Annotated in this window: 25 protein-coding genes, 1 tRNA gene and 1 pseudogene; 14 read left to right on the top strand and 13 right to left on the bottom strand. The window is 62.5% G+C overall.

What is annotated here, in order from left to right; translation table 11 throughout:
* Window positions 1–1,874 (top strand): annotated as a pseudogene (locus CKO15_RS10285) (hypothetical protein); the annotation flags it as partial.
* Between the two features lie 45 nt (window positions 1,875–1,919).
* Here CKO15_RS10285 and CKO15_RS10280 read toward each other — a convergent pair.
* Entirely contained in the window at window positions 1,920–3,068 is a 1,149-nt protein-coding gene (locus tag CKO15_RS10280; RefSeq protein WP_200195835.1) for a methyltransferase, read from the bottom strand.
* Between the two features lie 387 nt (window positions 3,069–3,455).
* Between CKO15_RS10280 and CKO15_RS10275 the strand changes: the two genes are divergently transcribed.
* The 13 genes from CKO15_RS10275 (at window position 3,456) to darH (ending at window position 16,952) form a co-directional block, all read left to right on the top strand.
* Complete coding sequence (locus CKO15_RS10275; RefSeq protein WP_200195832.1) at window positions 3,456–3,725, top strand: phosphopantetheine-binding protein; 270 nt, start codon at window positions 3,456–3,458, stop codon at window positions 3,723–3,725.
* Between the two features lie 53 nt (window positions 3,726–3,778).
* The gene (locus tag CKO15_RS10270) at window positions 3,779–5,143 is read left to right on the top strand and encodes an AMP-binding protein (RefSeq protein ID WP_200195830.1); all 1,365 of its coding nucleotides are present in this window, start codon (window positions 3,779–3,781) and stop codon (window positions 5,141–5,143) included.
* A gap of 8 nt (window positions 5,144–5,151) precedes the next feature.
* The gene (locus CKO15_RS10265) at window positions 5,152–6,138 is read left to right on the top strand and encodes a dialkylrecorsinol condensing enzyme (RefSeq protein ID WP_200195828.1); all 987 of its coding nucleotides are present in this window, start codon (window positions 5,152–5,154) and stop codon (window positions 6,136–6,138) included.
* Window positions 6,138–7,319 (top strand): beta-ketoacyl-ACP synthase III, encoded by a 1,182-nt coding sequence (locus tag CKO15_RS10260; RefSeq protein ID WP_200195826.1) that lies wholly within the window; start codon window positions 6,138–6,140, stop codon window positions 7,317–7,319. Before CKO15_RS10265 ends, CKO15_RS10260 begins: the two co-directional genes overlap by 1 nt.
* The gene (locus CKO15_RS10255; RefSeq protein ID WP_200195824.1) at window positions 7,316–7,882 is read left to right on the top strand and encodes a DarG family dialkylresorcinol biosynthesis protein; all 567 of its coding nucleotides are present in this window, start codon (window positions 7,316–7,318) and stop codon (window positions 7,880–7,882) included. The genes CKO15_RS10260 and CKO15_RS10255 overlap by 4 nt, the downstream gene beginning before the upstream one ends.
* Before the next feature lie 30 nt (window positions 7,883–7,912).
* On the top strand, window positions 7,913–10,447 hold the full coding sequence (locus CKO15_RS10250; RefSeq protein WP_200195821.1) for an MMPL family transporter: 2,535 nt from the start codon (window positions 7,913–7,915) through the stop codon (window positions 10,445–10,447).
* A gap of 18 nt (window positions 10,448–10,465) precedes the next feature.
* The gene (locus CKO15_RS10245; RefSeq protein WP_200195819.1) at window positions 10,466–11,563 is read left to right on the top strand and encodes an ABC transporter ATP-binding protein; all 1,098 of its coding nucleotides are present in this window, start codon (window positions 10,466–10,468) and stop codon (window positions 11,561–11,563) included.
* Window positions 11,564–11,568: 5 nt separating this feature from the next.
* Window positions 11,569–12,945, top strand: a complete 1,377-nt coding sequence (locus CKO15_RS10240) for an ABC transporter permease (RefSeq protein WP_242464720.1) — start codon at window positions 11,569–11,571, stop codon at window positions 12,943–12,945.
* Window positions 12,946–13,032: 87 nt separating this feature from the next.
* Window positions 13,033–13,773, top strand: a complete 741-nt coding sequence (gene fabG, locus CKO15_RS10235; RefSeq protein ID WP_200195815.1) for a 3-oxoacyl-ACP reductase FabG — start codon at window positions 13,033–13,035, stop codon at window positions 13,771–13,773.
* Entirely contained in the window at window positions 13,767–14,516 is a 750-nt protein-coding gene (locus CKO15_RS10230; RefSeq protein WP_200195813.1) for a glycosyltransferase, read from the top strand. The genes fabG and CKO15_RS10230 overlap by 7 nt, the downstream gene beginning before the upstream one ends.
* 165 nt (window positions 14,517–14,681) lie before the next feature.
* Window positions 14,682–15,083: a hypothetical protein gene (locus tag CKO15_RS10225; RefSeq protein WP_200195811.1), complete on the top strand. Its 402-nt coding sequence runs from the start codon at window positions 14,682–14,684 to the stop codon at window positions 15,081–15,083.
* Window positions 15,084–15,136: 53 nt separating this feature from the next.
* Window positions 15,137–15,841 (top strand): YdcF family protein, encoded by a 705-nt coding sequence (locus CKO15_RS10220; RefSeq protein WP_200195809.1) that lies wholly within the window; start codon window positions 15,137–15,139, stop codon window positions 15,839–15,841.
* Between the two features lie 25 nt (window positions 15,842–15,866).
* Window positions 15,867–16,952: a BtrH-related acyltransferase DarH gene (gene darH / locus CKO15_RS10215; protein WP_200195807.1), complete on the top strand. Its 1,086-nt coding sequence runs from the start codon at window positions 15,867–15,869 to the stop codon at window positions 16,950–16,952.
* A gap of 50 nt (window positions 16,953–17,002) precedes the next feature.
* Here the strand turns inward: darH and CKO15_RS10210 are convergent, their stop codons facing one another.
* The 12 genes from CKO15_RS10210 to CKO15_RS10155 form a co-directional block, all read right to left on the bottom strand.
* Window positions 17,003–17,971: a hypothetical protein gene (locus CKO15_RS10210; RefSeq protein WP_200195804.1), complete on the bottom strand. Its 969-nt coding sequence runs from the start codon at window positions 17,969–17,971 to the stop codon at window positions 17,003–17,005.
* The gene (locus tag CKO15_RS10205) at window positions 17,961–19,112 is read right to left on the bottom strand and encodes a beta-ketoacyl synthase N-terminal-like domain-containing protein (protein WP_200195802.1); all 1,152 of its coding nucleotides are present in this window, start codon (window positions 19,110–19,112) and stop codon (window positions 17,961–17,963) included. The genes CKO15_RS10210 and CKO15_RS10205 overlap by 11 nt, the downstream gene beginning before the upstream one ends.
* Window positions 19,099–19,392, bottom strand: a complete 294-nt coding sequence (locus tag CKO15_RS10200; RefSeq protein ID WP_200195800.1) for an acyl carrier protein — start codon at window positions 19,390–19,392, stop codon at window positions 19,099–19,101. Before CKO15_RS10200 ends, CKO15_RS10205 begins: the two co-directional genes overlap by 14 nt.
* Entirely contained in the window at window positions 19,389–19,835 is a 447-nt protein-coding gene (locus tag CKO15_RS10195) for a hotdog family protein (RefSeq protein WP_200195798.1), read from the bottom strand. Before CKO15_RS10195 ends, CKO15_RS10200 begins: the two co-directional genes overlap by 4 nt.
* Window positions 19,819–20,649, bottom strand: a complete 831-nt coding sequence (locus tag CKO15_RS10190; RefSeq protein WP_200195796.1) for a beta-ketoacyl synthase chain length factor — start codon at window positions 20,647–20,649, stop codon at window positions 19,819–19,821. The genes CKO15_RS10195 and CKO15_RS10190 overlap by 17 nt, the downstream gene beginning before the upstream one ends.
* Window positions 20,650–20,652: 3 nt before the next feature.
* Window positions 20,653–21,840: a beta-ketoacyl-ACP synthase gene (locus CKO15_RS10185; RefSeq protein WP_338036046.1), complete on the bottom strand. Its 1,188-nt coding sequence runs from the start codon at window positions 21,838–21,840 to the stop codon at window positions 20,653–20,655.
* Window positions 21,841–21,895: 55 nt separating this feature from the next.
* Window positions 21,896–22,468: a LolA-related protein gene (locus CKO15_RS10180; protein ID WP_200195794.1), complete on the bottom strand. Its 573-nt coding sequence runs from the start codon at window positions 22,466–22,468 to the stop codon at window positions 21,896–21,898.
* A complete protein-coding gene (locus CKO15_RS10175) occupies window positions 22,404–23,279 on the bottom strand; it encodes an LpxL/LpxP family acyltransferase (protein ID WP_200195792.1) in 876 nt (291 codons plus the stop codon). The genes CKO15_RS10180 and CKO15_RS10175 overlap by 65 nt, the downstream gene beginning before the upstream one ends.
* 73 nt (window positions 23,280–23,352) lie before the next feature.
* Window positions 23,353–23,709, bottom strand: coding sequence for an ApeI family dehydratase (locus CKO15_RS10170; RefSeq protein ID WP_200195790.1), 357 nt, complete (start codon window positions 23,707–23,709; stop codon window positions 23,353–23,355).
* An 80-nt stretch (window positions 23,710–23,789) separates the two neighbouring features.
* A tRNA-Ala gene (locus CKO15_RS10165) sits at window positions 23,790–23,865 on the bottom strand.
* 276 nt (window positions 23,866–24,141) lie between these two features.
* Window positions 24,142–25,569, bottom strand: coding sequence for a glutamate--tRNA ligase (gene gltX, locus CKO15_RS10160; protein ID WP_200195788.1), 1,428 nt, complete (start codon window positions 25,567–25,569; stop codon window positions 24,142–24,144).
* Window positions 25,570–25,709: 140 nt separating this feature from the next.
* Complete coding sequence (locus tag CKO15_RS10155; RefSeq protein ID WP_200195786.1) at window positions 25,710–26,288, bottom strand: NapC/NirT family cytochrome c; 579 nt, start codon at window positions 26,286–26,288, stop codon at window positions 25,710–25,712.
* Window positions 26,289–26,584: the final 296 nt, after the last annotated feature.

Here is a 26,584-nt window from a genome sequence, read left to right as displayed (position 1 = left end):
AGCCCGAACCTGAGCCCGAGCCTGAGCCCGAGCCCGAGCCCGAGCCCGAGCCCGAGCCCGAGCCCGCATATTCCCAATTTGGGCTTTTGCTACAGGTCGATTCAGAGAGCGAGATTCGAACTCTTTATCTAAGCGATGAGAGTGGCGGCGTCGAACCAGTTTTTATCATCAGCGATGATGAGACAATCAATTGGGAGGACTATCCCGATGAAAAGGCTCTGGCTAGGGATGATTTTATCGCAGATGGCGTTGCCTGGGGAGCATTTCTGCATTCCATAGAGAACGATACCGAAACCGAATATGAGGTTATTCTATGGATCCACGGCGAGCCGTATCAGGGCGAGCTAAACGAGCTGCTTAGCGAAGGGCCACTCTACCTGCACGCGATCGACGGTTTGGCAACTTCCTCCCTGCTCTTTAGAGATGATTTTGAGATCAATGAAGATACCTTTGCTGCAGACCTACATGGATACTACGAATTTGCTTTTGCACTAGGAGAACTCGCATCACTAGATGGTGACACCAACCTCAACCTGTCATTGACCTTGCAGCGAGAGATGAGAGAGGATGTAGATGATATCGGGACCGATGAATCGCTGCGTAAAACCTGGCTGGTCTATTTTGACGGAGAGACTGGTCTGGATACCGAAAAGTTGACATTAAGCTTAGCGACAGCAGAGAACGGCAACGGGGGCAGCCGACTCTTTTTCGAGTACCGTGGAGAAGGGGACGCCTCTTATATCCCAGCAGGTGACTATGCCGCTGTAGCTGGCCATATGATTTTAGCACTCTACGGCAACGCCACGGACGCGGCAGAAGTCAGTGGTGGAGCCATCTACCACCTCAAATCTGAAGAGATTGAACCCAGCGTGGACGACATGGTGTTAGTTAACATTTCGGGCGCTCACACAGCGTCTGGGATTCTCTACCTCAGCAGAGAGGATTTCGACCACCGTGCGGCGGTCTTCCACCCCACAATCGGCGGTGACACGCCCCCTATAGTAGACTCATATCCTGTTCTTGGAAGCAGCGTATCTAACACCCCGGAAAACCCCATATTCAGAACTACGACTGGCAGCAAGATTTTTCGTATCGGCGATGATAAGGCACTGAACTCGAGTCCTCCCCTTGACGATTATGACGCCTACTGGGGCGCCTGGGGCCAGCCAACCGGCGGCAGTTTAGCCAACTTTGAAGGTGACCCACTTAATGCTGCCGATCCTGTCTTATGGATATACGGCAACCTAGCGGAGACCTATGCCAACTACGTTCTCAACCTCACTGACCTTATTACGGCAGGGGGCGGCGAGCCAATAGAACTCGGAGCATGGGGGGGGCTCGCATACTCTTCATTTCCCGAAGGGATACCCCCTGACAACGAGGTTCACACCCTACATGGTTTGTATGAGTGCGATCACACCAACTGCGCTTCCGCCCAACTAGGGATTGTCGATAACAACATCAGCTTCTCCATGTCTCTGCAATTAAAGCGTATTTTGCATCACGACGACGACGACGATCAACTACATAAAATCTGGCACATGGAATTCCAAAACCCAGAAATCGACACCGACAACCTTACACTTAGATTCAGAGACCAAGATGGAAATCTGAGGTTCACGGGCAATGAGGGGGAAGTCTCTGGTTTCCAAGATTTTGGCGCAAGAGGCGACTTGATTGTCAACCTCTACGGCAGCGCTGTTGATTTAAGCCAGGTCTCGGCAGGAGCAGCCTATTTTCTCCGCGCAGAGGATATTGAGTTCGATGACGCCAGCGGGCCTAGCCCCATCCCTGATATATATGAGCGCATCCTAATTAATTATCAGGGATCTCATCATGCAGCTGGCGTCATTTTTTTGGCACCTCAACAATGACCCGTTATGCGAAAAACTTCACGGCAAGGGACTGTCCGAGTACAGCTATAACCCCCCGGCTTTCGCCGTGGGGTACATGGCTCGCTTATTGGGGGGCAAGCTGTTCGGCGCACTTGCCCGGCAACACAACGCCGTTTGCCAGTGGCCGACCTGAGGCCACTGGTGCTCGACCACGAATCCAGCTGCTTCGATCAACGGCACCATTTCGCTTAAGCGGTAGAAGCGGCTGACTCCGTTAGCTAGACAGTTAAAGTAGAGTGAGGTGGCATCAAGACAGTAGGCTGAAACCGGGAAGCGCTGCATATCGGGGAAGGGCTCAACGATAAAGAGGCGCGCTTCTGCGCTGGCGACGGCACGCACCTTCTTCAAGATCTCGACAATCTGCTGCGGCGAGAAGCAATCGAGGAACTGACTCATCCAGAAGAGATCGCACTCACGCAGCGATTGAAAATCGCCCTCAAGCACATCCATCTCGAGGAAGCTAAGTCGGCTCAGCACCCTCTCCCCCTCACCGGACAGAGAGTCGCGTGCCATCTCCAACTGTGCGGGCAGATCGACCAGCGTGACGTGAACATATGGGTCGTAGTTCAGGCACTTCGCCGCCCACCGCCCAGTATTGCCGCCAATATCGGCCATGGAGCGCACCGGGCGGTCGAAGACGCAAGGCAGCAGCTCATCGAAGGCCGCTCCGGAGTAGAAATGGTCAAAATCTAACCAGCTTGTCCGCTTCGTGGTCTCAAGGGCGCCCAGACCCCCGTAAAGGCGGCCCTCCAAACCCAGCCTCTCCAGTCCAACCGGGCGCTCGCTCTTGAGCGAAGCGGTCAGATCGGGCAAGGCGTCGTAACAGACGTGCTGCACGAAATCGAAATTCACCTGCGTCATCTCATCGTGCAGAACAAAGTAGCCCACCTTACCCAGCTGCCACCCCTCGTCCCCCTTGCTGACCACGCCGAGATGGCAAACGACATCGAGCAACAGCTCAATTGCGTAGGTGCTGACTTCGACGGCCTCAGCTAGGGCCGCACTGGTCGCTGTCCACCCCTCCTGCTCGGCCCTAAGCAGGGCCGACAGTATGCCGAGTTCGCGGACCGAGCGCAGCGCCTGGAAGGCAAATGGCCCGAAGGCAAAAAACTGTGCCCACGACCGCGCCTCCAGCGCAGAGAGCGAACCGGACCGCTCCCCCGGCAAGATCACAGTACACCTCCCGGGTGGCCACAATCCACACCGCACCACTCGCCAGCGGGCCTCCGGGAGAGCTGAACACCGGTGGCTCTCGGCAGTCTCCGCGCATACCCAAAAAGGACGACCATGCCACCTCCAAGAAATCAGCGTGAGCCCCGAAAATTCGGGGCGATCGGGGACCGATAAAGTCTATCACTACGAAGAGGCTGAACCGAGCCGGTCATTGACGATCATCTTGCACATGCACCACACTGCTGCGCCGACCTGCTTGCATTGGCAGGAGCAAGTGCATACTCTTGCGCACGGCGGAGCGTGTGGTTTTCGTTCTGTTTGCCTGGCTCTTCCCTAGGCAACGCAGAGGGCTGTTGGGATCAAACGGCGGGATAAATGGAGACGGCTATGGCTCATACTCAGCTTGAACACGAACTGGCTGAGCTGCTTGTCGATGCGCTAAACCTTGAAGAGACGACCCCTGAGTCGATCGCCCCAGAGGCACCGCTGTTCGGCGACGGACTCGGTCTTGACTCCATCGACGCCCTCGAACTCGCACTTGCAATCTCACGCAAGTACGGCTTCCAGCTGCGCGCCGACGACACCCGGAACCAAGAGATCTTTGCCAATCTACGGGCTCTAGCCGCGCATATCGAGGCGAATCGAGCCGATCCATAAGGGCCGCACGGCGGCGGCACCCGCGCAGCCGGCCAATAGACAATCACGCGCCCATGAGTCCCCTATTGATTAGCCACCCTCCCGAGCGAAGGACTACGCGGGAGCAATTGCTGCGGCGGGCACAGATGCTGGCCACCGAACTGTCGCAGCACGTACACACACCCGCCACTGCACCCGTAATCAATCTCTGCCGGGAGCGAGATCACTTCTTGCTACTCTTTTGCGCTGCCCTGCTGGCTCATCGCACCACCCTCTTACCGCCGAGCCCGACTCCGCACGTGATTGAGGCGCTTAAGCACGACCACCCGGGCGCGCTGCAGCTCGATGATCAGGCGCTGAAAGAACTGGCCCAGGGGGACGAGATCTCTGCCAGCCACCGGCACAGCGACCCCAGCACCCCTGCCGCCACCTCCCCCTCTCCGCTCACCGCCTTGCTGAATGAGCACGCCTGGCCGTCGCCAACCTTCACCGCGGTCACCCTCCACACCTCCGGTTCGACCGGAGAGGCGCAGCCCCATAGACGGACGTGGCAGCAGTTACGCAGCGGTGCGGCCCTGCTCGCGCAACGACTCGCCCTCGGCGAGCGGCGCTATCAGCTCATCGGCACTGTGCCTGCACAACACACATACGGTCTTGAGACCACCATCCTACTGCCGCTGCTCACCGAGCACACCGTTTGTGCCGGATGCCCTCTCTTCCCCGAAGATCTACGCAGCCTACTCACCGCCCTCTCGCCGCCACGTATCCTAGTGACCTCACCGCCCCACCTGCGTGCCTGCCTCGAGAGTGCGATCGAGTGGCCGCAAACGGAATTGATCCTCTCGGCCACCGCACCGCTCTCCGCCGAACTGGCTCAGCAGGCGGAAGAGCGCTTTGGCGCTCGTGTGCTGGAAATTTACGGCTCGACCGAGACCGGGGCTCTAGCTACGCGGCGAACGGTCGAGACGCCGATATGGCAGCCGCTGGAGGGGGTTGAACTCGAGGCCGCCAACGGTAACTGGATCGCCAGCGGCCCCCACTTCCCGAGCTGCACACTGCACGATGTGCTCGAACTCGACCCCAATGGGCCGGGGTTTTTCCTCCACGGCAGGAGCCGCGATATGCTAAAGATCGCCGGCAAACGCCACTCTGCCGCCGCCCTTTCGGCGCTGCTGCAGGCTGCACCGGGGGTCCGCGATGCGGTGATCCTCCCCCCTGAAGACAACCCGTGGGATCCCGCTCGGGTCGCCGCCTTAGTGGTCGCTGCGCCGCCCGACGCGGCAGCCGTGAAAGGGTGGCTGCGCGAGCACGTCGATCCGGTCTTTTTGCCGCGTCCTCTACTCTTTGTCGATACGCTGCCGCGCGATCCGAGCGGTAAACTGCCCCGTGCCGCCCTTATTGAACTGCTCGAACGCCGCCGTATGCAGGACGAGTCGTGAGGTTTACCATGAGCCACCGCTCCGCTCCAACTGCCCCGACTGCTCAGACCTTTAAGGTGCTGGTCGTCGGCTACTCCCAGACCGGGCAGCTCGATCGCATCCTCGATGCCGTTCAAGGCCCGCTGCAAGCCGACCCGGCGATCACGATCGAGCGCCTGCAGCTGCGCCCACAAACCCCCTACCCCTTCCCTTGGCCCTTCTTTCGCTTCCTCGAAATCTTGCCCGAGACGGTACAACTCAAACCGCCGCCTCTCGCCCCCTTGGCGCTGGAGCCGACTGAGCGGTACGACTTAGTCGTGCTCGGCTATACCGTCTGGTTCCTTTCCCCCTCACCCCCGACGGTCGCCTTTCTGCACACCGCCGAGGCGCAGCGCCTGCTGCGTGACACCCCGGTTGTCACCGTGGTCGGCTGTCGCAACATGTGGACACAGGCCCAGCAAACGCTGCAAGAGCGGCTGCGTGAGCTGGGGGCGAAGCTCTGCGACCACGTCGCCTTCGTCGATCAAGGCGCCTCTTTAGCGACCCTGATCACCACTCCGCGCTGGCTGCTCACCGGGCGCCGCGACGCCTTCCTCGGTCTGCCCCCGGCGGGCATTGCCGAGGCCGAGATCGCGCGCCGCGGCCCTCGTTTCGGATGCGCCCTGCGCGCGGCTCTGCACGACGGCACACTCGATGGCAACCGCTCTGTGCTCCACGGCCTAGAAGCTGTTACAGTCGACGAGGGGCTGATCGTGAGCGAGCGGATCGGTCTGCGGAGTTTCCGCCTCTGGAGTCGCTTGCTGCGCGCAGCAGGCCCTCAAGGTTCGCTAGGACGCCGCAGCGTAGTACTGATCTACGTAGTCTTCTTGCTGCTGATGATCGTGACCGTAGTCCCCCTGTCACTACTGCTGCGCCGCTTGCTTCGCCCACTGCTGCGCGAGCGTCTTGAGGCGTTGCGCGCGGAGTGCGAACGGCCTTCTGGCTCAGGCAAGGAACGAGTTGAAGAGGGAGATTGATGAGCAGCCACACCGCCGCATACATCACTGGAGCGGGCGCCTTTTTGCCGAATGCTCCGGTCGCCAACGAGCAGATGGAGGCGCTGCTCGGACAACTCGGCGCACGCCCTTCGCGCACCCGGCGCATCATCCTGCGCAACAACGGCATCGTACAACGCCACTACGCTCTCGATCCGCAGAGCGGCGCCCTCACCCACACCAACGCCGGCATGACGGCCGCAGCCGTCCGAGAGCTCTTCGACACCCCGGAGGCGCTGGAGCAGATCGAACTGCTCTGCTGCGGAACCAGTAGCCCCGATCAGCTCATGCCGAATCACGCCGCCATGGTCCACGGCGAACTCGCCAGCCACTGCTTGGAGGTCGTCGCCACGAGCGGGATCTGCATGGCGGGCGTAGCGGCGCTGAAATACGCTTGGCTGGCGGTGCGCAGCGGCGAGTACCACAGCGCGGTGGCCACCGGCTCGGAGCACGCCTCGAGTTTCATGCGGGCGCACTTTTTGCGCGCTGCGCTCAAGGAGGAGTCACACACCCCCGATGAACTCGATAAGCAGCCCGAATTGGCGTTTGAGGCTGAGTTTTTGCGCTGGATGCTCTCCGATGGCGCCGGCGCCCTGCTGCTCCAATCACAACCGCGGCCGACGGGGATCTCGCTGCGTCTCGACTGGATCGATAGCTTCTCATTTGCTCACGAACTTGAGCCGTGCATGTACGCCGGGGCCGAGAAGCGCGCCGACGGTTCGCTGCGCGGCTGGCGCGAGCACGTCAACTGGCAAGAGCTGGTCGACTCAGGACTACTGGCCGTCAAACAGGACGTGAAACTGCTCAACGATCAGGTCGTCCCCTACTGCCTCGGGGAGGGGCTCGCCCGCAGCGTGATCCGGCGCGGCATCGACCCGGAGACGATCGGCTGGTTTCTGCCCCACTACTCATCCGAGTGGTTCCGCGATAAGGTCTCGGCTGAGATGACCCGGCGCGAGTGGCTGGTCCCGCAACAGCGCTGGTTTACCAACTTGCATACCCGCGGCAACACCGGTTCAGCGGCCCTCTACTTAATGCTTGAGGAGCTCATTCACAGCGATCGGCTGCGCCCCGGTCAGCGACTTCTCTGCTTTGTCCCTGAGAGCGGGCGCTTCTCCAGCGCCTTCATCCACCTTACGGCGGTGACCGAGGCGACCCCGTGACCGCAAAGCGGCATCCGCAAGACGAAAACGGCGCTGCGGCGCAATCGTTCACCGACGAGCCCGCTAAGTCGTCGACAGCCCCAGCCCCCCCGCCGACCCCCGCAGTGTCGGCTGGGGCCACTGAGTCCACTGGAACCGCCGAAACCACCGCGCGCACCGCCGAGCGTAAGGCGATCTATACCCTGAGCGACGCAGGGCGCATCGAGGTGCAAGCGATGCCCCGCTGCGAGGCCGAGTGCTGGGTCACCGAGTTGGCTATCGAGGAGTATCAGCGCCTGGCCGCTGAGGCTTGGCAGCAGGCCCATGCGGGGCGCTCCTCACCGCTGGCCTACCATATGTATCAACAGCGCATGGAACCCGGCACCTTGGCGCAAGCGAGCGGGTTGTGGCGCTGGCAGGTCCGGCGCCACTGTCGCTCTCCGCGCGCCTTTGCACGACTCAATCAGCGTACTCTGGAGCGTTACGCCCGCATCCTCGGCATCAGTGTAGACTCCTTAACGGCGCTGCCTGCAACACCTCCAACCGCTGCTGCAGCGCCGCCAGCTTCCCGATCCAACTCCTGAGCCATGATCGCGCGCAGAGGCCGCTAGCCGATGGCATTGGGCCAGACCCAGGCAAAGAGGGAGGCACAGGGGTCGCGGCGACAAGCAGCGCCGTCGCCCCCAAACCCGTCGCCCACCAGCGCCGGGGAGCGGGTAGCCGCGGCTCTGACACTAGGCCTCCTGCTCCTCGCCGGAGCCTGGCTGCTCTTCGGTGAAACACGCCTGAGCAGTGATCTATACGCCTTCTTGTTAGCCGATACCGCACCCCCCGCGGAGCACCCAGAACACCCCACCGCCCCACCGCTCGCGGCAACGGGCGCCGAGACTCAACAAGGAGTGCTCCTGGCCGCCCTCAGCGGTGCGGAACCCGAACAGCTCGCTCAGCAGAGCCGGACCTTAGCGAGCCGATTGACCGAGCATCCGGCCATCCTGCAGGTCCATAACGGCCAATTCCAAGAGGCCGATGCTGAACTGACCGCGCTGTTCGATTATCGCTATCTGCTCAGCCCACTCATGGAGCGCGACCCGTTCGCCCCAAAGGCACTCCAGGAGGCCCTTGAGCGGCGCTATCAGGAACTGCTGCAGCCCGGCGGCGGGGCGACGCCGCGCGAGTGGCTGCTGGCCGATCCGATCGGCGCTTGGCCAGCGCTGCTCGAGTCGTGGTTTGCGGCCCATCCGATTGCACGCGCCTATGGGGTCTGGTTTGCGGAGGACCGAAGCCGCGCCCTACTGCTCATCGAGACCCGCGCTGCCACCCTCGAACCGGCGCAGCAGCAGGCGATGATCGAGGCGATCCACCGCCTCCACCACGAACTGTCTGATGGCGCAGCCACGACCTTGGCAATGACCGGCTCGCCGCTCTTTGCGGCGACCGCGCATGAGATGACCCGCAGCGAGATCACCCGGCTGAGCCTCGTCGCCACCCTGCTGATCGTCGCCGTCTTGCTGCTGGTATTGCGCTCACCGCGTGCCCTGCTGCTCGTCGGCCTGCCCCTCGGCAGCGGTTTGCTCGGCGGCAGCGCTGCCGTCACGCTGCTCTTCGGTGAGATCCACGGCATCACCCTCGCCTTCGGCATCATCTTAGTCGGTATCAGTATCGACTACCCGCTGCATCTGCTGCTGCACCAACGCCGTTTGCACGATCCCTGGACCACCGCCCGCCACCTGTGGCCGGCGTTGCGGCTCAGCGCCGCGACGACGGCCCTTGGCTTTGCCGCCATGGCCCTGGCCGATCTCGCCGGCTTAGCCCAACTCGGCACCTTTGCCGTAGCCGGTCTGATGCTGGCGATGCTGACGACGCGCTTCGTGCTGCCGTGGCTGCTGCCTGCGCATCCAGCACCATTGTCCGCCCCCTGGTCCACAGCCTGGACAAGAGCCTGGAGAAGAGTGCTCACCCGCTGGGCGCCACGCCCAGAGTCGCCGCAGCAGGGCGCGACGAGCGTTGGACGGCCGCTGTTCGCCGCCGCTGCCTTGCTCGGCGCGCTGGCCTACCTGACCCATACCTGGAGCACCGACAGGAGTGCGCTCTGGGAGGAGGATCTCAGCACCCTCAACCCGATCCCCGAGGCAAGCCGTGCCCTCGATGCACAACTGCGCGAAGAGATCGGAGTCGGTGATTTGCGCCATCTCGGCGTGATTCACGGCACCGATGCGCAAGAGGTACTGCAACGCAGCCACCACCTGAGCGATTTCTTCCGTGAGCTCGAGGCGGCAGGCTATGTCAGCGGCGTCGATCATCCAGCGCGCTGGCTCGCTCCGATCGCACTCCAACAGGAGCGCCGCGCGGCACTCCCGGAGCGCGATGAGCTCGATGCACGCCTAGATGCAGCAGCGGCCCAGACCGGCTTCCAGCCCGAAGCCTTCGAGCCCTTTATCGAGGCCGTCGCCGCGAGCGCCAAGCTTGAGCCCATCACACCCGAGCAGCTACCGGTGGCGTGGCTACACGATCGTCTCTCCGGCATGCTGGTGGCGAGCGAGCACGGCCACTTCGGTATCATCCGTTTCACCACGGTCGCCGACCCGGCCGCACTGCGCCAGCACCTCGCGGCGGAGACGCCCGATTATTTACGCTACTACGATCCGCTTGAGCAGAGCGCAGCAGCGTTGCAGCACTTTCGTCAGCAGGCTCTTCAGCACCTCGGCCTCGGTCTGCTGGCCATGTTCGCTCTGCTCTGGCTCGGGCTGCGCTCGCTCAGCGCCGCGCTGCGGGTGCTTGCCGCTCCGGTGACCGCGGTTCTGCTCACCGCCGCCCTCTTAGTGGCAACCGGGCACCCGCTGTCGATCTTCCACCTGGTCTCGCTGCTGCTCGTGGCCGGCCTGGGAATCGACTATGCGGTCTTCTATCGCCGTCACGCCGCGCTGGCTCCAGAGCGAGCGATCACGATCGGCGCCCTCGCCCTCTGTCTGGCCTCCTCGCTGGTGGTCTTCGGCGCCTTGGCCACTTCGCAGCTTACAGTTCTGGCGCAGATCGGTCAGAGCGTCGTCCCGGGCGCTCTGCTCGCGCTCGCATTGGCGTGGCTGCTGCAGCAGCCGACGGCCGCTGCCAATACGCCCGCCCACTTGCCTACTTCCGCCACTGGCCGGTAATAATGAAATGATGATGGCATGATTGAGCTCAGAAAGATCAACAAGCGCTTTCGTGGCGCTGCACAGCCTGCCTTGGACGGTGTCTCTCTTGAGATTGCCCGCGGCAGTTGCTGCGGTCTGCTGGGCGCCAACGGCGCTGGCAAGACCACCTTGATTCTGGCCCTGCTCGGGCTGACTCCGATCGACTCGGGGGCGATCTACATCGATGGGCAGTGCCTCACGGCACGCTGCGGGCCGCGGCGATTCTGGCGGGGCCTTGGAGAGAGTTTTAAGCAGCGCATCGGGCGTATCGGAGATGGATTCAGACGGCCTTTCGGGCAGCAGTCGGCCGGTGCGCCGCTCCCCCTCTTGACGACTATCGGCTTTGTACCTCAAACCGCCGCCTTCTATCCAACGCTGAGCGTCGCCGAGAATCTGGCCTTCTTCGCCGGGGCGCGCGGCCTGCGGGGCGACGAGCGACGCTGCGAGATCGCACGCGTTGTCGCTATCGCCGACCTGGAGACGCGGCTTAAACAGCGCGCCGGCACACTCTCCGGCGGCTTGCAGCGCCGGCTCAACCTCGCCATCGGCCTACTGGGCCGACCGCAGATCCTCTGCCTCGACGAACCAACGGTGGGCGTTGATCCGCAATCGCGCGAGTGGCTGCTAAACTCAGTCGAGCAGATGATCGACGAGGGCACGACGGTGCTCTACTCGTCGCACTATATGGACGAGATTGCCCGCTTAGCCCATCAACTGGTGATCCTTGAGCAGGGCCGGGTGCTGGCCGCCGGCCCCTATGAGGCGCTGCTCAGCCGCCTGCCCCGGCGCCTTGAACTCCACTTCCACGCCCCACTGCCCGCTGCCCGCTTAACGCAATTGGCCTGCGAGCTCGGCGGCGAACCCAAACTGCCGCAACAGATCGAGTGGTCCGGGCCGCTCAGTGGAGAACAACTGCGGCGACTCGGCGAGGCGCTGGTGCGAGAGCGCGACCTTCCCGAGATCGGCCGCCTGCGCTACGCCACAGACGATCTCAGCGCGCTCTACTTCTCCTTGACCGGGCAAGGCGATTCAGCACCACCAGCGGCAACCGCCTCTGCCTCACCGCCGACACCGAATCGAGTGACCGCTAAGTGATCACTATGTACCGTGCGCTCTACCTGATCTACAAAGAGGTCCTGCTCTTAAGCCGTGATTGGCACGGCCTGCTGCTGCTCTTTTTGATGCCTGCCCTCTTTCTTACCCTCATGTCGCTGGCCCTCCAAGAGGCCCATGAGTTCGGCGGCAAGCGGACGCTGCAGGTCGCCGTGATCGATCTTGATGAGAGCGACGCCTCCCAGCGGCTGCTGGAACGCCTTCAGCAGGAGCTGACCCTCTTCGATCTGACCCCGGTCGAGGTGCACGATCGGCAGTCGGATCATAGCGGCGGTCCGGACCAGAGCGGCCATGGCCCACATGACCCACATGGCCCAGGCCAGGCGAACAGCAGCGACAACGGCAGTGGCAGTGGTCATAACAATGGCAATGAGGCCACAGCGGCCCAGACGGACGCCGCCGCCCAAGCTGCCGCCTGGGTCAGCGGGCACAGCGCAGCACTGAACAGCGACAACCGGCAGAACTTCTCCCTGGCACTCATCATCCCGGCGGAGTTTGAGCGCGCCCTTACGGGCAAAACCGCAACTGCACAGCCGCTTGCGCTGCAGCTTCACTACGCCGCAGAGCTGCCGGCACAGATCCGTGAACTCTTCGCCCTCGGACTGGAGGGTGCACTCAATCAAGCGATTCTCGCCGCCTCGTTGGAGCGTCTCATGCCGAGCTGGGGGGGGGGCAGTCGCGCCGATCGGCTGCTCATCGATCACCCACTCCACGTAGCCCTCCAGCACCCCAGCGGCGATCAAGCTCCGAATGCCGTCCAACAGAGCACTCCGGCCTGGCTGGTCTTCGGCATGTTCTTTATCGTCGCCCCCCTCGCTGCAAGCCTGATCGTCGAGCGCAACCAAGGCGCACTCTGCCGCCTGCGTCAGATCGGCTTCCCGAACTCCTGGCTCTTACTCTCCCGGCTTCCGGTCTACTACGCCGTTAACATGCTACAATTGGCCTTTATGTTGGCTGTGGGGCGCTACCTGGTTCCGGGACTCGGCGGCGAAGCGCTCACGCTGGGGGGGCCGCTCAATGCCTTATGGCTCATCGCCACGGCAACCAGTATCGCCGCCATCGGCTTTGCCCTACTAGTCGCCAGTCTCTCACGCACCCATATTCAAGCAACCTTGATGGGGGGCGCCTTTGTGCTCATCATGGCGGCGTGGGGGGGGATCTTGGTACCCAAAGCCGTGATGCCACTGACGATGCAGGATTTAACCCTGCTCTCACCACTAGCGTGGGGGCTGGAGGGCTTTCTCGACGTTATGCTGCGCCACCAAGGCGGGACGGCCGCACTGCCCGAGGTCGCCAAGCTGTTCGGCTTTGGCACTGCCTGCGCTCTGCTCGCCTCCCTGATCGAACAACGCAATCATCCGTGATCGCAATCCGAAACAAAACGGCAAAGATCACAGCATGTTTTGGGAGTCGATTCGCTTAGAGTCACTGAGAGACCACTAGGGGATTTGATGAGCCCGACACACGGCAAGCGCGCACTGGTCACCGGCGGCAGCGGCGATCTGGGGGCAGCCATCTGCCACCACTTGGCCCGCCAAGGCTGGGAGGTACTGGTTCACGCCCACTCGCGACTGGCGCGGGCAGAGGCAGTAGCCGAGAGAGTACGCGAACTCGGCGGCCGCGCTACGAGCATCGCTTTTGATGTCACCGATGAAGAGGCGGTGCGCGTGCAACTTGAGCAGGCTCAGGCACGGGGCGGCGAGATCGCAGCTGTCGTCAACAACGCCGGCGCCCACGACGACGCTCCGATGGCCGGGATGACGCACGCAACTTGGCAACGCATCATCGATATCAACCTGACCGGCTTTTTTAACGTCACACAACCCCTACTCCTCCCTATGGCTAGGGCACGCTGGGGGCGGATCATCAACGTCACCTCCATCTCCGCCTTGCTCGGCACCCGCGGCCAGACCAACTACGCGGCAGCCAAGGCGGGCCTACACGGGGCCACCAAGGCGTTGGCCCGCGAGATGGGCTCGCGCAACATCACCGTCAACGCAGTCGCACCTGGGATCATCAGTGGCGAAATGAGCGACGCGGTCTTCGATGAGGCCACGATCCGGGGCATTGTGCCGCTGCAGCGCCGCGGCCTGCCCGATGAAGTGGCCGCCACGGTGGCCTTTCTCGCCTCGCCCGAGGCCGCTTACTTGACCGGACAGGTCATCCGCGTCGATGGAGGGTTGGCGTGTTGAGCGTGGCTGTGCTGATACCGGCCTATAACGAAGCGGCCACGCTGCCTGGCGTTGCACAGCAGGCCGCCCGCCTCTACCCGGTGATCGTCGTCGACGACGGCTCTGCAGATGGGACCGCTGCAGCAGTGCAGGGCTGCCACGGGGTGACACTCCTAGCCCACTCCGAGAACCGCGGCAAAGGGGCGAGTCTGTGCAGGGGGTTTTCTCTGGCTGCCAAATGGGGAGCGGAATGGGTCGTAACCTTAGATGCCGACGGCCAGCACTTGCCCGAAGACATTCCCCGTCTAGTCGCCGCTGCGCAGGCTACCCCCGGGGCGTTGATTATCGGTGAACGGCGCTACGATCGAAGCAGCATGCCGCCGGCGCGCCGTTTTGCCAATGCCATGGCTTGCTTCTGGATCTCCTGGGCAGCGGGTCGCTACATCCCCGATACGCAGTCCGGCTTCCGTGTCTATCCGCTCGCCGCGCTGCTCGAATCCAGCCTCATTACGGAGGGAAGCGAGCGCTTTGCATTTGAAAGCGAAGTGCTAATGGAGTTAGCGGGGCAGCAGGTGCCGGTCGTCTCGGTGCCAATTGCCGCGCGCTACCCGCAGCAGGCGCGACAGAGCTACTATAGCCCCTGGACCGATACCTGTGCCATTATTCAAGCGGTGGCACGGCGTCTGATCCGGCGCCGGCTCTACCTGCAAGGGCTGTATCGCAGCCAGAAAGAGGCACTGCTGAGCAAGCTGGAGAAGCCATAGGGCCTCTCTGAGGTGAAGAGGAGGAATAGTACCGTAACAGGCCCCTTTACTGGGCAGAGCCTCGTGACTCGGTGGACGGAGAACCCACACCTATTTCGGTGGCTGCAGTACCGCAGCCGCAATTCCTCCCGCGACTTAAGTCGCGGCTTTCCTTGCGGAGGGACTATGACCTTGCGTCGGACTGCACAGTATACCTTTATTTTTATAGTTTTATTGCTGCTCGCCGTAGGCTGCACGCGAACCGCGCCGATCTACAATGTTGCCGACCGATCGACTGAGTTTGGCAGGGACGATGTCGAGCTAAGCGATATGACCCGTGCCATTGTCCGCGCCGGAACCGATCTAGGGTGGCAAATGCGCACGCGCGAACCGGGGCATGTCGTCGGCACCTTACTGGTCAGAGATCACCGTGCCGAAGTTGATGTTGAATACGATCTGGATAGTTTCAGCATCCGCTATAGAGATAGCGAAAACCTAGACTACAGTGGCGGCGAGATCCACAGCAACTACAACGGCTGGATTCAAAATCTGGAGAACGGCATAACCAGGGAACTTTTGGCCCTTTAAATGATCGCACCCCCCTCTCTTCAGCCTCTTATTTGTATAGAGAGGGGGCCATTTTGTTTTTAAAAAGATTTCTCCTTTTCGCCGACTCTGAGGCGCTGTGGACTAACCTGCTCGCAAACGCCGTCTTAGTGATTAGCGGCGGGCTCTCGTTTGTGGTCACCTTGCTTTTTCTAGTGCGTACTGCCGGGATGCCAGTGCGTGCGCCCGCGACATGTGATTGGATCCTCGTCCCCGGCCATGCGCTCGATCACGGAGCCCCCAGCCGGGAGTTTAAGGTACGGCTGCTCCGAGCAGCCCGGCTCTTTAAACGCTTTCCTCACGCGCGGCTGCTCGTTTTAGGCGGACGCTCTCCGGGCAGTGAACGCTCGGAAGCACAGGCTGGCCTCGAATACTTGAGCCAACACCAGGGGATCGATGTAGGCTGCGACCAGATTTTAGCGGAAGATCAGTCGCGCCACACCCTAGAAAATTTTCAAAGCGCGCTGCGGTGTTTAGCGATCGACAAAAATGATGGCAAGAGAGAAGCTGCCACGCTTTTAGTCACCAGTCGCTATCACATGGCGCGCGCACTGCTCATGGCACGAAACTTAGGCATCCCAGCCACTCCCTATCCGGCTGAGATTAAGTGGCGATTCTCCGCCCGCCAGGCGGTTCTAATCCTCTGGGAGGCCTACCTTGTACATTGGTATTTTGTCGGATTATACTACGCGCACGCCGTCGGAAATCGTTCGATGCTGGATCGCGTAAAAAAGAATTAAAAATAGGCCGAGAGAGTTTCAGCGAATGCATGAGCCTGCTGAGCAAGACCACCTTGAGGGCTTGGGCGATGAGTGTGGGCTGCGGGTCAGCGGCTGGCACCATACGCACTCTGGACACTGTGAAAGCGGTGTCGCCTCCAGCCTGCTCTCCTACCACGGTTTACCACTGAGTGAGGCGATGGCCTTCGGCCTCTCCTCTTCACTGATCTTCTGCCACTTCCCGTGGATCCGCGTCGAGGGGCAACCGCTAACCGCCTATCGCGGGGTTCCTGGGAGTGTTCTGAAGAATCTTGAGCGCAATCTCGGCCTGGTGATTCGGCGGCAGCGTTTTCGCGACCGCGAGCAGGCACAACAGCAACTGACTGCCAGACTCGCTGCCGGTCAGCCAGTTGGGCTACAGACGTCGGTCTTCTGGCTGCCCTACTTTCCGCCGGAGATGCGTTTTCACTTCAACGCTCACAATCTGGTCGCCGTCGGACGGGACCGGCGGGGCGACTTTATCGTTAGCGATCCGGTCTTCGAGCACCTACAGCACTGCGATCCGGTCAGCCTCGAACAGGCGCGCTTCGCCCGTGGACTCTTTGCGCCCCGCGGACTGATGTACTGGGTCGAGCGCACCCCTCGTGCAGTCGACTGGGAGCAAGCGCTGCGCCGGGCGATTCGCAAGACCGTGCGGATCAATCTACGGACACCGTTACCGATCGTCGGCATTCGCGCCATTACGCGCCTTGCGCGTAAGGTTCGCAAGATGGCCGAACCCCCCCCCGTTGCCACCTCAACCGATGCAACGAGCCACCGCTCGCAGCAGCTATTTATCGGCCAGATCGTGCGCATGCAGGAGGAGATTGGCACCGGTGGCGGGGGGTTTCGCTTCATGTACGCTGCCTTTTTGCAAGAGGCTGCCGCTTTAATCGGCGATGCACAACTCACTGAGGCGGCGCAGAGCGCCATCGCAGCCGGCGATCAGTGGCGCTCCTTTGCCCTCGCTGGCGCGGGGTTCTGTAAGGGCAATCCTGAGATCGACCTGGAGCAGGTGGCCGATCGATTAGACGAGTGCGTCGATCGCGAGCAGCGCCTCTTCGTGCAACTTGCCGATTGGCTCCGCCGCTGACCCTAGCTCTATTCCATACCCTCCCCCCCATACCCCCACGAGCCCATCGATCAGGTCTTTTGAAGCGCAACGAGCAACCACGCCGCACGGGTCGAGTCGTAATCGCAGAACAAGAGCCGATCGCCCCGGCGACCATCGAGCAGGAAGGAACAAAGCTGCCGGGCGACGATCGCGGGGTGAAAGCCGCTGCCGGGCGGTGACCAGAGTTGCGCCTCGCCACCGGATCCTCCCACGCCCCCTTGAAGCAGTGCTGTCCGCTGCTGGAGGTCGAGACCGGAGCCGAGCGCCAGCCAGGCTACCGCCGGATCACCGAGATCACCAGCGCTGCGACCCGCAGACGAGGGGCTTTCGGACAAGGGGCTCTCAGGCGCCGACAGCACCGCCATCTCGCTCTGCAGGTCGTCGAGCGTTGCACAGTAAAACAGCCCCTGGAGCCGGCCAAGGGGGGCCTCACGACAGGCCGGATCAAGCCAGACCCAGTAGGTCGCCTCGGCCAGTTCGTCCACCTCATCGGCAAGTCGCAACCGTCGCCGGTGGGTGGCCAAGGGCCAAGCGCACGCCTCCGCAACCCCAATCAGCCAAGGCTGATCGGGCTCCAACAGGGCGATCTCCAAGGCGGCGATAAAGGAGTGGATACCGCGCGAGACCATCAAGTTCGCCCCCGCTTCAATGCCCAATGTCTGGGCCACATGGAAGGGGGCGAGGTTGTTCGAGACGTTGATAAAGTCGAAGGGCATCGGCGCTTGGTGTGTCTCTAGAGCGCCGTGCATCATACGAACTGTTTCGGCGACGTTGCCGTGTGAGGTGCTAAAAAGCACCCCAAGCGTGCTAGGCAGCGGCGGCGAGTAGGCCTGTTCGATGCACGCCTGCGCGCCGAGTTGCGCCATCTGCATCAAACGACTGGTGCGACGCGGAACCTGCCCACAACAGGCGATCATTCGCTCGGCTAAGTGAGCCTCCCCCGCCGTTGCACTCCACTCCTCACCGGCGGCCGCACGAATCGGTAGATCAAGCCGCATCGCTGCGCTCCACCACCAGGGTACAGTTATTCCCCCCAAAGCCGAAGAAATTGAGCAAAAAACAGCCATCGCTCAGCGACTGCGGCACCTGGGTGGGCTGCACTCGGCACTCCGGATCGGGCTGCTCGCAGTGCGGGGTAGCCGGCCACAGCCCGCGATCGAGACACGCCAACAGGGCCGCCGTCTCAAGCGCCCCGCAGGCGCCCAGCGTATGCCCCAGGCTCGCCTTTAGGCTGGTCACCGGTGGAGGCCGAGAGCCGAAGAGGTCAGCAATTGCTTGGCCTTCGGCCCGATCGTTCATCGGGGTTGCCGTACCGTGTGCCTTAATCGCTCCGATCTCCTCGATACTCGTCTGGCTTCGCTGCAAACCGGCACGCATCACCTGGGCGATCTTACAAGCGCCCGACTGGGTTGGGTTGGTGCTATCACCCAAAGTGGCTCCGCCGCGAACGCTCCAGCGCGGATGATCAGCACGCACCAGCAACAGCGCCGCTGCCCCTTCGCCGAGCAGCAGCCCCTGCCGCCGCTGATCGAAGGGGCGGGCAAGCTGCGAATCGAGCAGCATGAGCGCATCGAACCCACGCAACGTCAGCTGGTTGTACCAATCGACGCCGACGATAAGGGCTGCGGGCACGCGCCCCTGTGCAACGAGTTGGCTGCCCAAGAGCAAGGCATTGGCGCTCGAGGAGCAGGCGGTACCGACAAAGTAGCGCGGGCCTCGCAGCCCGGCGCCACGCGCGATCAACTCGACCAGCTCACCTAAGCCGTGCGGCGTATCGAGAGGGATAAAATCGTTCCGCCGCCGCTCACTTGCCCAGCGCTGCTCGGCATCAGGGAGTGTCGAACCCGAGCTGCCGACCAGCAGCGCGCACGCACTACGCGCTTCCGGACTCAATCCGCCCTGGCGCAGGGTCTCCTCGACAACGGCCATCACCCGCTCGTCGCCGTTGCGGCAGCGCCCCTCTTCGGCCACTAAGCGATACGGGCGCAGCTCCACCTCGCCGGCGGAGGTCGGCAACTCAATCCATTGCGGCGGTGGCGGCAGGGTGCCCAAAAAAGCCGCATGCGCTGCCGCCCCTTCACCCGCTGCACTGATCGCGTGGCTGCCGATCAGCGCTGCCGATGCTCTACGGCCGCTCATCAGTGCTCGACAGTTGCTCGTGGACGTAGAGCTCAAGAGTTTCGATACTCTGCAAGATGCGCCGCAACGCCTTCGGATCGGTGATCCGCAGACCAAGCTCCCGTTGTATGGCCATTGAGATCTGAAGCCCATCGAGCGAGTCGAGCTCCAGGACAGAGTCCGCACCGAAGAGCGGCGCATCATCCGGGATGCCGGCAGTGGGCATCGGCTTCCCGGTTGCTTCCAGTATCAGCGTCTTGAGCTGCTCCCGCGATGGCAGCTCGGTCGGCGAGCGAGTCATCGGCCGACCACAATGGCTTGGCCGTCGGCAACGGTGGCATCGTTCTGATCCGCAACGCGAAACCGATAGATCATGCTCTTCTCCTGGACAAATTCACACTCGACCCGGATCGCTAGCTCGCCGGTCAGCTCATCGAGCCGCGCGACGTAAAAAGAGAGTCCACGCCCGGCAGCCAACACCCCGCCCTGCATCCGCTCCGGGCGCGGCATCGCCGTTTGCAGCAGCAACGCTCCGTGCACGGCCATCGCCTGTGCGGCATATTCCAAGGCGTGCACACCGCTCAACGCCCCGTCTCGGCACAAAGGATTGCACCGATCAAGATGGCTGGAGGCGGTCGCCGACAGGCCCTCCCGATCCCACTCCACCACCCGCTCCAGCAACACCATCTCGCCCTGATGCGGGATCAAGCGGGCGATTTCTGAGCGATCAAGGAGCGCACTCAAGGCGGATCTCCAAATTACGCTGCGCATCCAACGGGACCACCACTACGGGCCACTGCCTCGCCACGGCAACCGCCAAGCCGAGCCAGTGTGCTGCCGGCGAAGCTGTCCGCAATCGCTCCCACGGCGAAGGCAGCACGGTGACGGGCTGATTCGTCGGGGCTGCGTGCAAGTGTGCCACATGGGCAGGCGGGCGGACGCACGTCGATTCGGCCAAGCCGATTCGCAGCGCCATCCCGAAACTCATCTCGATCCCCATGTGCGGCTGCAACCGCAGCGGCGGAGAGGTATCGTAGAGCACATAGAGCAGAGAACCGCCGGCACGGTAGCGAAGCTGCGCGATGGCCTCCAGAGCCCCCGCGCCCGCTGTCTGCTCGCCAGCTGCCACACTGATTGAGGGCGCCCGACTGGCACACGCCACCGACCAGTAGCCAGCGGGTGCATTATGCACCGAATTGTGAAAGAGCGTCGGTGAGAGTGCCGGCTGCGGCTCAGCCAGAGCGTGGCAGATGCGATCGGTGATGTCGCTATCGCCCATGGCCGAGGCAAAGACCGTTGGCAGTGCCGCCCGCTCGGCCAGATCGAGATCGTCGCTCGCCTCCTGAGCGAGCGCCAACGCCAAACGCAGCGTCGCCGTCAGACGGCGCCGCTCATTCGCCGCCAACAACGTCACCGGCGGAAGCTCCGGCTCAGCACCTCCCTCGGCCGCCTCTTGATCCGACGCCGTCTCGCCCCGAAGTGCGGCGCGCGCCTGCGCCCACCCTGCCAGACCGGGGCCTCGGAGTGCTAAGCGTTCGAGCAGCAGCACCGTCGTCACGCCTTACCCTCGCCTTGCCAACACCAGAGCACAGTTGCTCCCGCCAAACCCTAAAGAGATCGACACCGTCCGCCGGAGCGCCTTGGGAAAACCGCGGGTTACGAAGGCGGTCTGGAGCTCTGGATCGAGTTCCGTCTCAGTGACCCCCCCAGGGACCCAGCCGCTCTCGAGAGAGAGTGCGCAAAAGAGCGCCTCAATCGCTCCCGCGGCACCCAGGGTATGCCCCGTGGCCCCTTTGGTGGAACTGCAATCAATCTGGGTACCGAAGACCTGAGTCACCGCCCGGTCTTCCGCGCGGTCGTTCGCCGGCGTCCCCGTGCCGTGCAGATTGACGTAGTCGATCTGCTCGGGGGCGCAGTCGGCATCGGCCAGTGCCGCGGTGATGGCCTGTGCCCCTCCCGCCCCCTCTGGATGGGGACTCGACATGTGGTAGGCATCGCTGCTCTCGCCAACCCCGATCAACGCGACCGCTCCCTCCTCCGCAGGGTCTCGCTCCAGGAGCGCCAATCCAGCCCCCTCGCCGAGGCTCAAACCATCACGATGTTTTCCCCAGGGCCGAGTCGGCTGGGCCGAGACCAATTCCAGGGCATGAAAGCCGTAGAGCGTCGTTCGGCAGAAGGAGTCGACACCACCGACCACCGCAGCATCGCAGAGCCCGGCGGCGATCTGGCGGCGCGCCACCGCAAAGACCTTAGCGCTCGAACTGCAGGCGGTCGAGACAGTGTAGGCAGGCCCCGTCAACCGCAGCCGTCTGCCGACGTACTCAATCAACGCCCCAAGGCTGTGGGTGGTATGCAGCGGAAAGGGTGGCAGCTGATCGTCATCGCCCCGTCGGCAATAAGCCTCCTCGGTAACGGCCACGCCCGATGTGCTCGTCCCGAGAAAGAGACCAACCCGACTGCGCCCGTAGCGGCGAGCCGCCCGTTCGACGGCGGCGGCAAAGTCATCGCTCAGCAACGCCAACTCCGCTAGCCGGTGATTCCGACAGTCATAGGCCGCAAACTCAGCCGGCACCGTGATCGCATCGACCGCCTCGACACGCCCGATGTAGCACGGCAATTCGACCGCCCAGCGAGCTGCCGGCACCAGCCCCGTGGTGTGCCCACGCAGGGCCGCGAGCGTCGCCCGACGGCCGACGCCCAGCGGACTCACCAAAGCGTATGCAGTAATCGGCAGCGACTCGGTGCTCACAGCGCTTCCCTAGACACCTGCACCCTCTAATGGCAAACAACCCACGGCGGACGACTCACGGTCGCTCGAAGTGAGTCATGGTAACATCGCCGTTGGCTTCGTACAGCGCTGAACGCTCAACCCACCCTTGCGAGCCGTAAAGCTCCACCCGTGTGAAACGGCGCCGGGCGGAGCGCTCTTTAGGCCGCAGCGATAACGACCACTCTTCAACAGCACCGTCGATCTTGACGTTGAAAAAGGCCTCGATGGCCTCAGAGTCCTCCTTGCCGTACAAGGCCTTCACGAAGCGGCTTAGCGCAGCAAGCCCCGGGTCGTCATCGCGATGCAGCTGATGCTGAACCGCCCCCTCTTCGACGACTGTGACGTACTCACCGGCAAAGATAAGGCGCTGCTGAAAGGGGCTCGTAATCTCGCGTTCCACAGTCGCCGGCTCGCGAAAGCGAATCATCCCTTCACTCTCGATGACCTCGGCCAAGACGGTGAGACGCCGCTTCTCCGTAAAGGCGACTTGATCCGGCTGGCCTTCACTAATCATGGTAAGCAGCGTATCGAGATCGAGCGCATCAGCGCTCGCTATCGGTGGCAAGAGGAGGATCGCGCCGAGTGCTGCGCTCTTGAGTCTGCGCATCCGACCAGAAATCATAAAAATTGAACCAATTAAGCGGTGCGTCGACGACGTAACGCTCCAACCTCTCAACATAGTACTGCACCCATCGGCATAGCTCCGTCTCCTCGTCCTGAGCAGACGATGGCACCCCAGCCTTCTCCAGATAGATGTCATACCGATCCTTGCCACGATAGACGCCAAAAAAGAGAATCACCGGCACCTGCAAAAGATAAGCGATGCGCCAAGGCCCCAACGGAAAGCGTGCAGGGGCGCCCAGAAACTCGCACTCACAAGAGCGCCGACGGGACCCCACTCGATCTCCGAGCATGCCGACACACCCGCCTCGCTCCAACCACTCCTTGACCTCAAGAAGCGTATCTGAGCCACCCATTGGGATAATCGGCGAGACAAAATCGGGATTCAGCGACTCCAGAACCTGATGGATCCCTCGATTCTGCTCCGCCTGCATCACAATCTTGAGCTGCACATTTTTATGGCCAACCGCCATGCAACGAGCCGCATCAAAACTGCCAAAGTGGGCGCCGATGATGATCGCCCCCTGACTCAACGCCAGCTCGGTCGCTCCATCTTCGTCGTGAATCCGAATATCGAAGCAATCGATGTCGCCACTTTGAAAATAGACACGATCAAATATAACCGCGGCGAAGGCAAAGAAATTCTCAAACACTAACCGCTGTGAGACGGCCTGCGGGCCGTGGACACGCTGTAAAAACCGCCGCGCTTCAGCACGTGCCGTTGGGCTCGTAATGAAGAAATAGAGCGTGATTGGATAAAGGAGAAGACGTGCGCGTCTGCGACCGAAGCGCCGCATCACCCAGACCATGACGCGCAACGCAGCCGGGCTGCCTCGCTCCTTTAGCTCACGCCACCGGGCGCTCATGCCCTCACACCTCTTCCGCAGCGGGCGGGGACACAACAGAGAGAGTACAGTCACCCGCAGCGACCTTCACCCCGGCAACACAACACTCGAAATGCCAGCGCACTGCGCGAGCATCGCCTCCCTCCTGCCCTTCCGGCGTGCAGCGAATCTCAACGACTTGTTCAGGCTCGACGGAGACGAAAAACCGGACGCGCCCGACGCTGACGACCGTCGCCCCCCCAGCCGCGCCGTGTCGTCGCACCACCGCGACGACCTCCTCCAGCAAGAGCGACCCCGGAACAATGGGCTCCTGCGGGAAGTGTCCGGGCAAGGCCGGATGACTGCTCGGAAAGCGAATCCGCTCGACGATCACCCCTGCCACCGCTCTTTTCCATTTTGGCTTAGCAGCAAAAAGCAAAAAAGCCGGGAACCTAAAAACGGCCCCCGGCTTCCTAAAAGATCTGGTGGAGCCAGGCGGGATCGAACCGCCGACCTCCTGCATGCCATGCAGGCGCTCTCCCAGCTGAGCTATGGCCCCGATGTCTCAATGGCTGCGTATTCTAGAGGCCATTGCCGCGATCGTCAACTCCCCAAAGGCCTTGATCACTCCTTGATCCACCAGCCCGCCACATAGCGGAAGGCAAAGATCGCCGGCTGAGAGCGCCGGTGTGCTTCGAAAGCGCCCGCCCCCGGGAGCGCCGGCGTCCTCGCCGGCACTCTCCTTCACCGCCAGACGGGCCCCGGGCCAATTGCTACCACGCCCCCGCCCCAAGCTGTTAGCAAGCTGTCAGCTCAACTCGCTAAATTGCAAGCACTACTCCGCGGGGCTCTGGCTCTCAGGCCTCTGCGCCCATGCCGCCGCCGCTTCGACACGCGCGACCGTCTCGTCACGCCCGAGCAATTCGAGAGTGACATCGATCGGCGGTGAGACGGTCGATCCGGTTACAGCCACCCGCAGCGGCTGCGCGACCTTCCCCATCTTCACATCGAAGGTCTCGGCGGCCCCAGTGACCACGGCGTGAATCTCCTCGCCCGTCCAGCTCGGCAGCCCAGAGAAGCGGTGCGCGCAGTGCTCTAAGATCCCAGCGCTCTCGCTGGTGAGGTTCTTCTTCGCCGCCTTCTCGTCGTAGGCCGCTGGCCGCCGATAGAAAAAGAGGCTCGCTTCGGCCATCTCGACGAGCGTCTTGGCGCGCTCCTGCTGCGCCCGCACCACCGCCTCAAGCGCCGGCCCTTCGGTCGGGTCGACATCACGCGCACTGAGAAAGGGCGCGAGGTGGCGGGCGATGTGGGCCGGCTCGGCGTGCATGATGTGCTGCTGATTGAGCCAGAGCAGCTTAGAGGGGTTAAAGGTCGAGGCGGAGTGGTTGACGTCATCGATATCGAAGAGCTGTACCAACTCATCGATCGTAAAGACCTCTTGATCGCCGTGCGACCAGCCTAGACGAACGAGATAGTTCAGCAACGCCTCGGGCAGGTAGCCCTCCTCACGGTACTGCAGCACGCTGACCGCACCGTGGCGCTTCGAGAGCCGCTTGCCATCCTCGCCGAGGATCATCGGCACGTGGGCAAAGCGCGGCGGCTCGACGCCCAACGCCGCGTAGAGATGGATCTGTCGCGGGGTGTTGTTGAGATGATCGTCACCGCGGATGACATCGGTCACGCCCATCTCGAGATCGTCGACGACGACGGTGAAGTTGTACGTCGGTGTACCATCGCCCCGGGCGATGATCAGATCGTCGAGCTCCGAGTTATGGAACTGTACCTTGCCGCGGATGGCATCGTCGACCACCACGTGGCCCTCAAGCGGGGTGCGGAAGCGCACCACCGGCTCGTCGCTGACCTCATCGCTCGGCGGCGCACTCAGATCGCGGCAGCGCCCGTCGTAGCGCGGCTTCTCTTTGCGCGCCTGCTGCTCGGCGCGCACCCGGTCAAGGCGCTCGCGGGTGCAGTAGCAGCGGTAGGCCTGCCCCTCCTCAAGCAAACGCTGCAAGTGCTCGCGATAGCGCTCGTAGCGCTCGGTCTGGTAGAAGGGGCCTTCGTCGTAGTCGAGCCCGAGCCACACCATACCCTCAAGGATGGCGTTAACGGCCTCAGGCGTCGAGCGCTCCCGATCGGTATCCTCAATGCGCAGGACGAAGCGCCCGCCGTGACGCCGGGTATAGAGCCAGGAGTAGAGCGCGGTACGCGCCCCGCCGATATGTAGATAGCCCGTCGGGCTCGGTGCAAAACGCGTGCGGATCATGCTAATGCGGCCCTTCCTTAAACCGTTGCCGTTATTGTGAATGGAACCGTGAATGGATTGGGCGGTATGCTAACAGAACGCCCGCTGCAGCCGCTGCAACGCGTGCCTCTTTTTTAGCCATGGCGGCCATGGCCCCGCCGCTACTCCTCCTCCCGGGGCGGGTGAGCGGCATCGTCACGGTGGCAGCGAATGCAGCCATCACCCGGTTCAAGGCGGGCGTGAACGCGCTGCGCCGTCTCGCTCTGCCCCTCAAGATCCCAGTACGCAGGATCGTGGCAACGCCGGCAGGTCTTGCTGTTGCTCTCTTCGAACCAATCGTAAACGCTCTCGGCGAGCCGTTCCCGTTCCTCAGCGAACGCCTCGGGCGTATTGAGCCCACCCACATAGTAACTCCACAAGGCCCCGATGCCGTGATCGGCCTTCTCCCACACCATGTCCCACCAATTATCGAAGGGCAAGTGGCAGTCGACACAACCGACTTTGTAACCGGTCGGATTGTGGTAGTGGCCGGTCGCCTGGTAGTCCTTGTAGAGCTCGTCGTAGACGTGGCACGAGACGCAGTACTCAGTCTGGTTGGTCCGCTCGACCATGGTCGCACCGCCGGCGGCGAGCAGCAGCCCGCCGACGACCCCGATGGCAAGCAGCGCCAACACCATTCCGAGACCACTGCGGCTCACCCCCGCACCTTCGCCTCGCCCCCCTTGTTGTGCATCACTCATGCGCCACCACCTTAAACGATTGCGTCTGTATCTGAATTGACAGCTACATCTGTAGCCGTATCCGCGCCGGTCTCTCGATCGTCTCGATCGCTACCGGCGACTATCGGGTGAGTATAACGACAAGGGACCATTGCCTACCACGGCCCCTTGTCGGCATGCTGAAATAGTGGGGTGTGGTTGCGTACCTGTTGCCGACCTATTGCCCATCCAGACATCCACCCGTCCAGATCCAGGAGTCATCAGCACACCATGGCGTCTCACTCCTCCTCGACACCCGCCCCCTCTGCCTCTGCCGC

Origin of the sequence: Halorhodospira abdelmalekii (genome assembly GCF_016583625.1) — a bacterium.
GTDB classification, from domain to species: Bacteria; Pseudomonadota; Gammaproteobacteria; order Nitrococcales; family Halorhodospiraceae; genus Halorhodospira; species Halorhodospira abdelmalekii.
The sequence above is the reverse complement of the archived record's forward strand: the minus strand, read 5'-3'. Positions and strand labels throughout refer to the sequence as shown.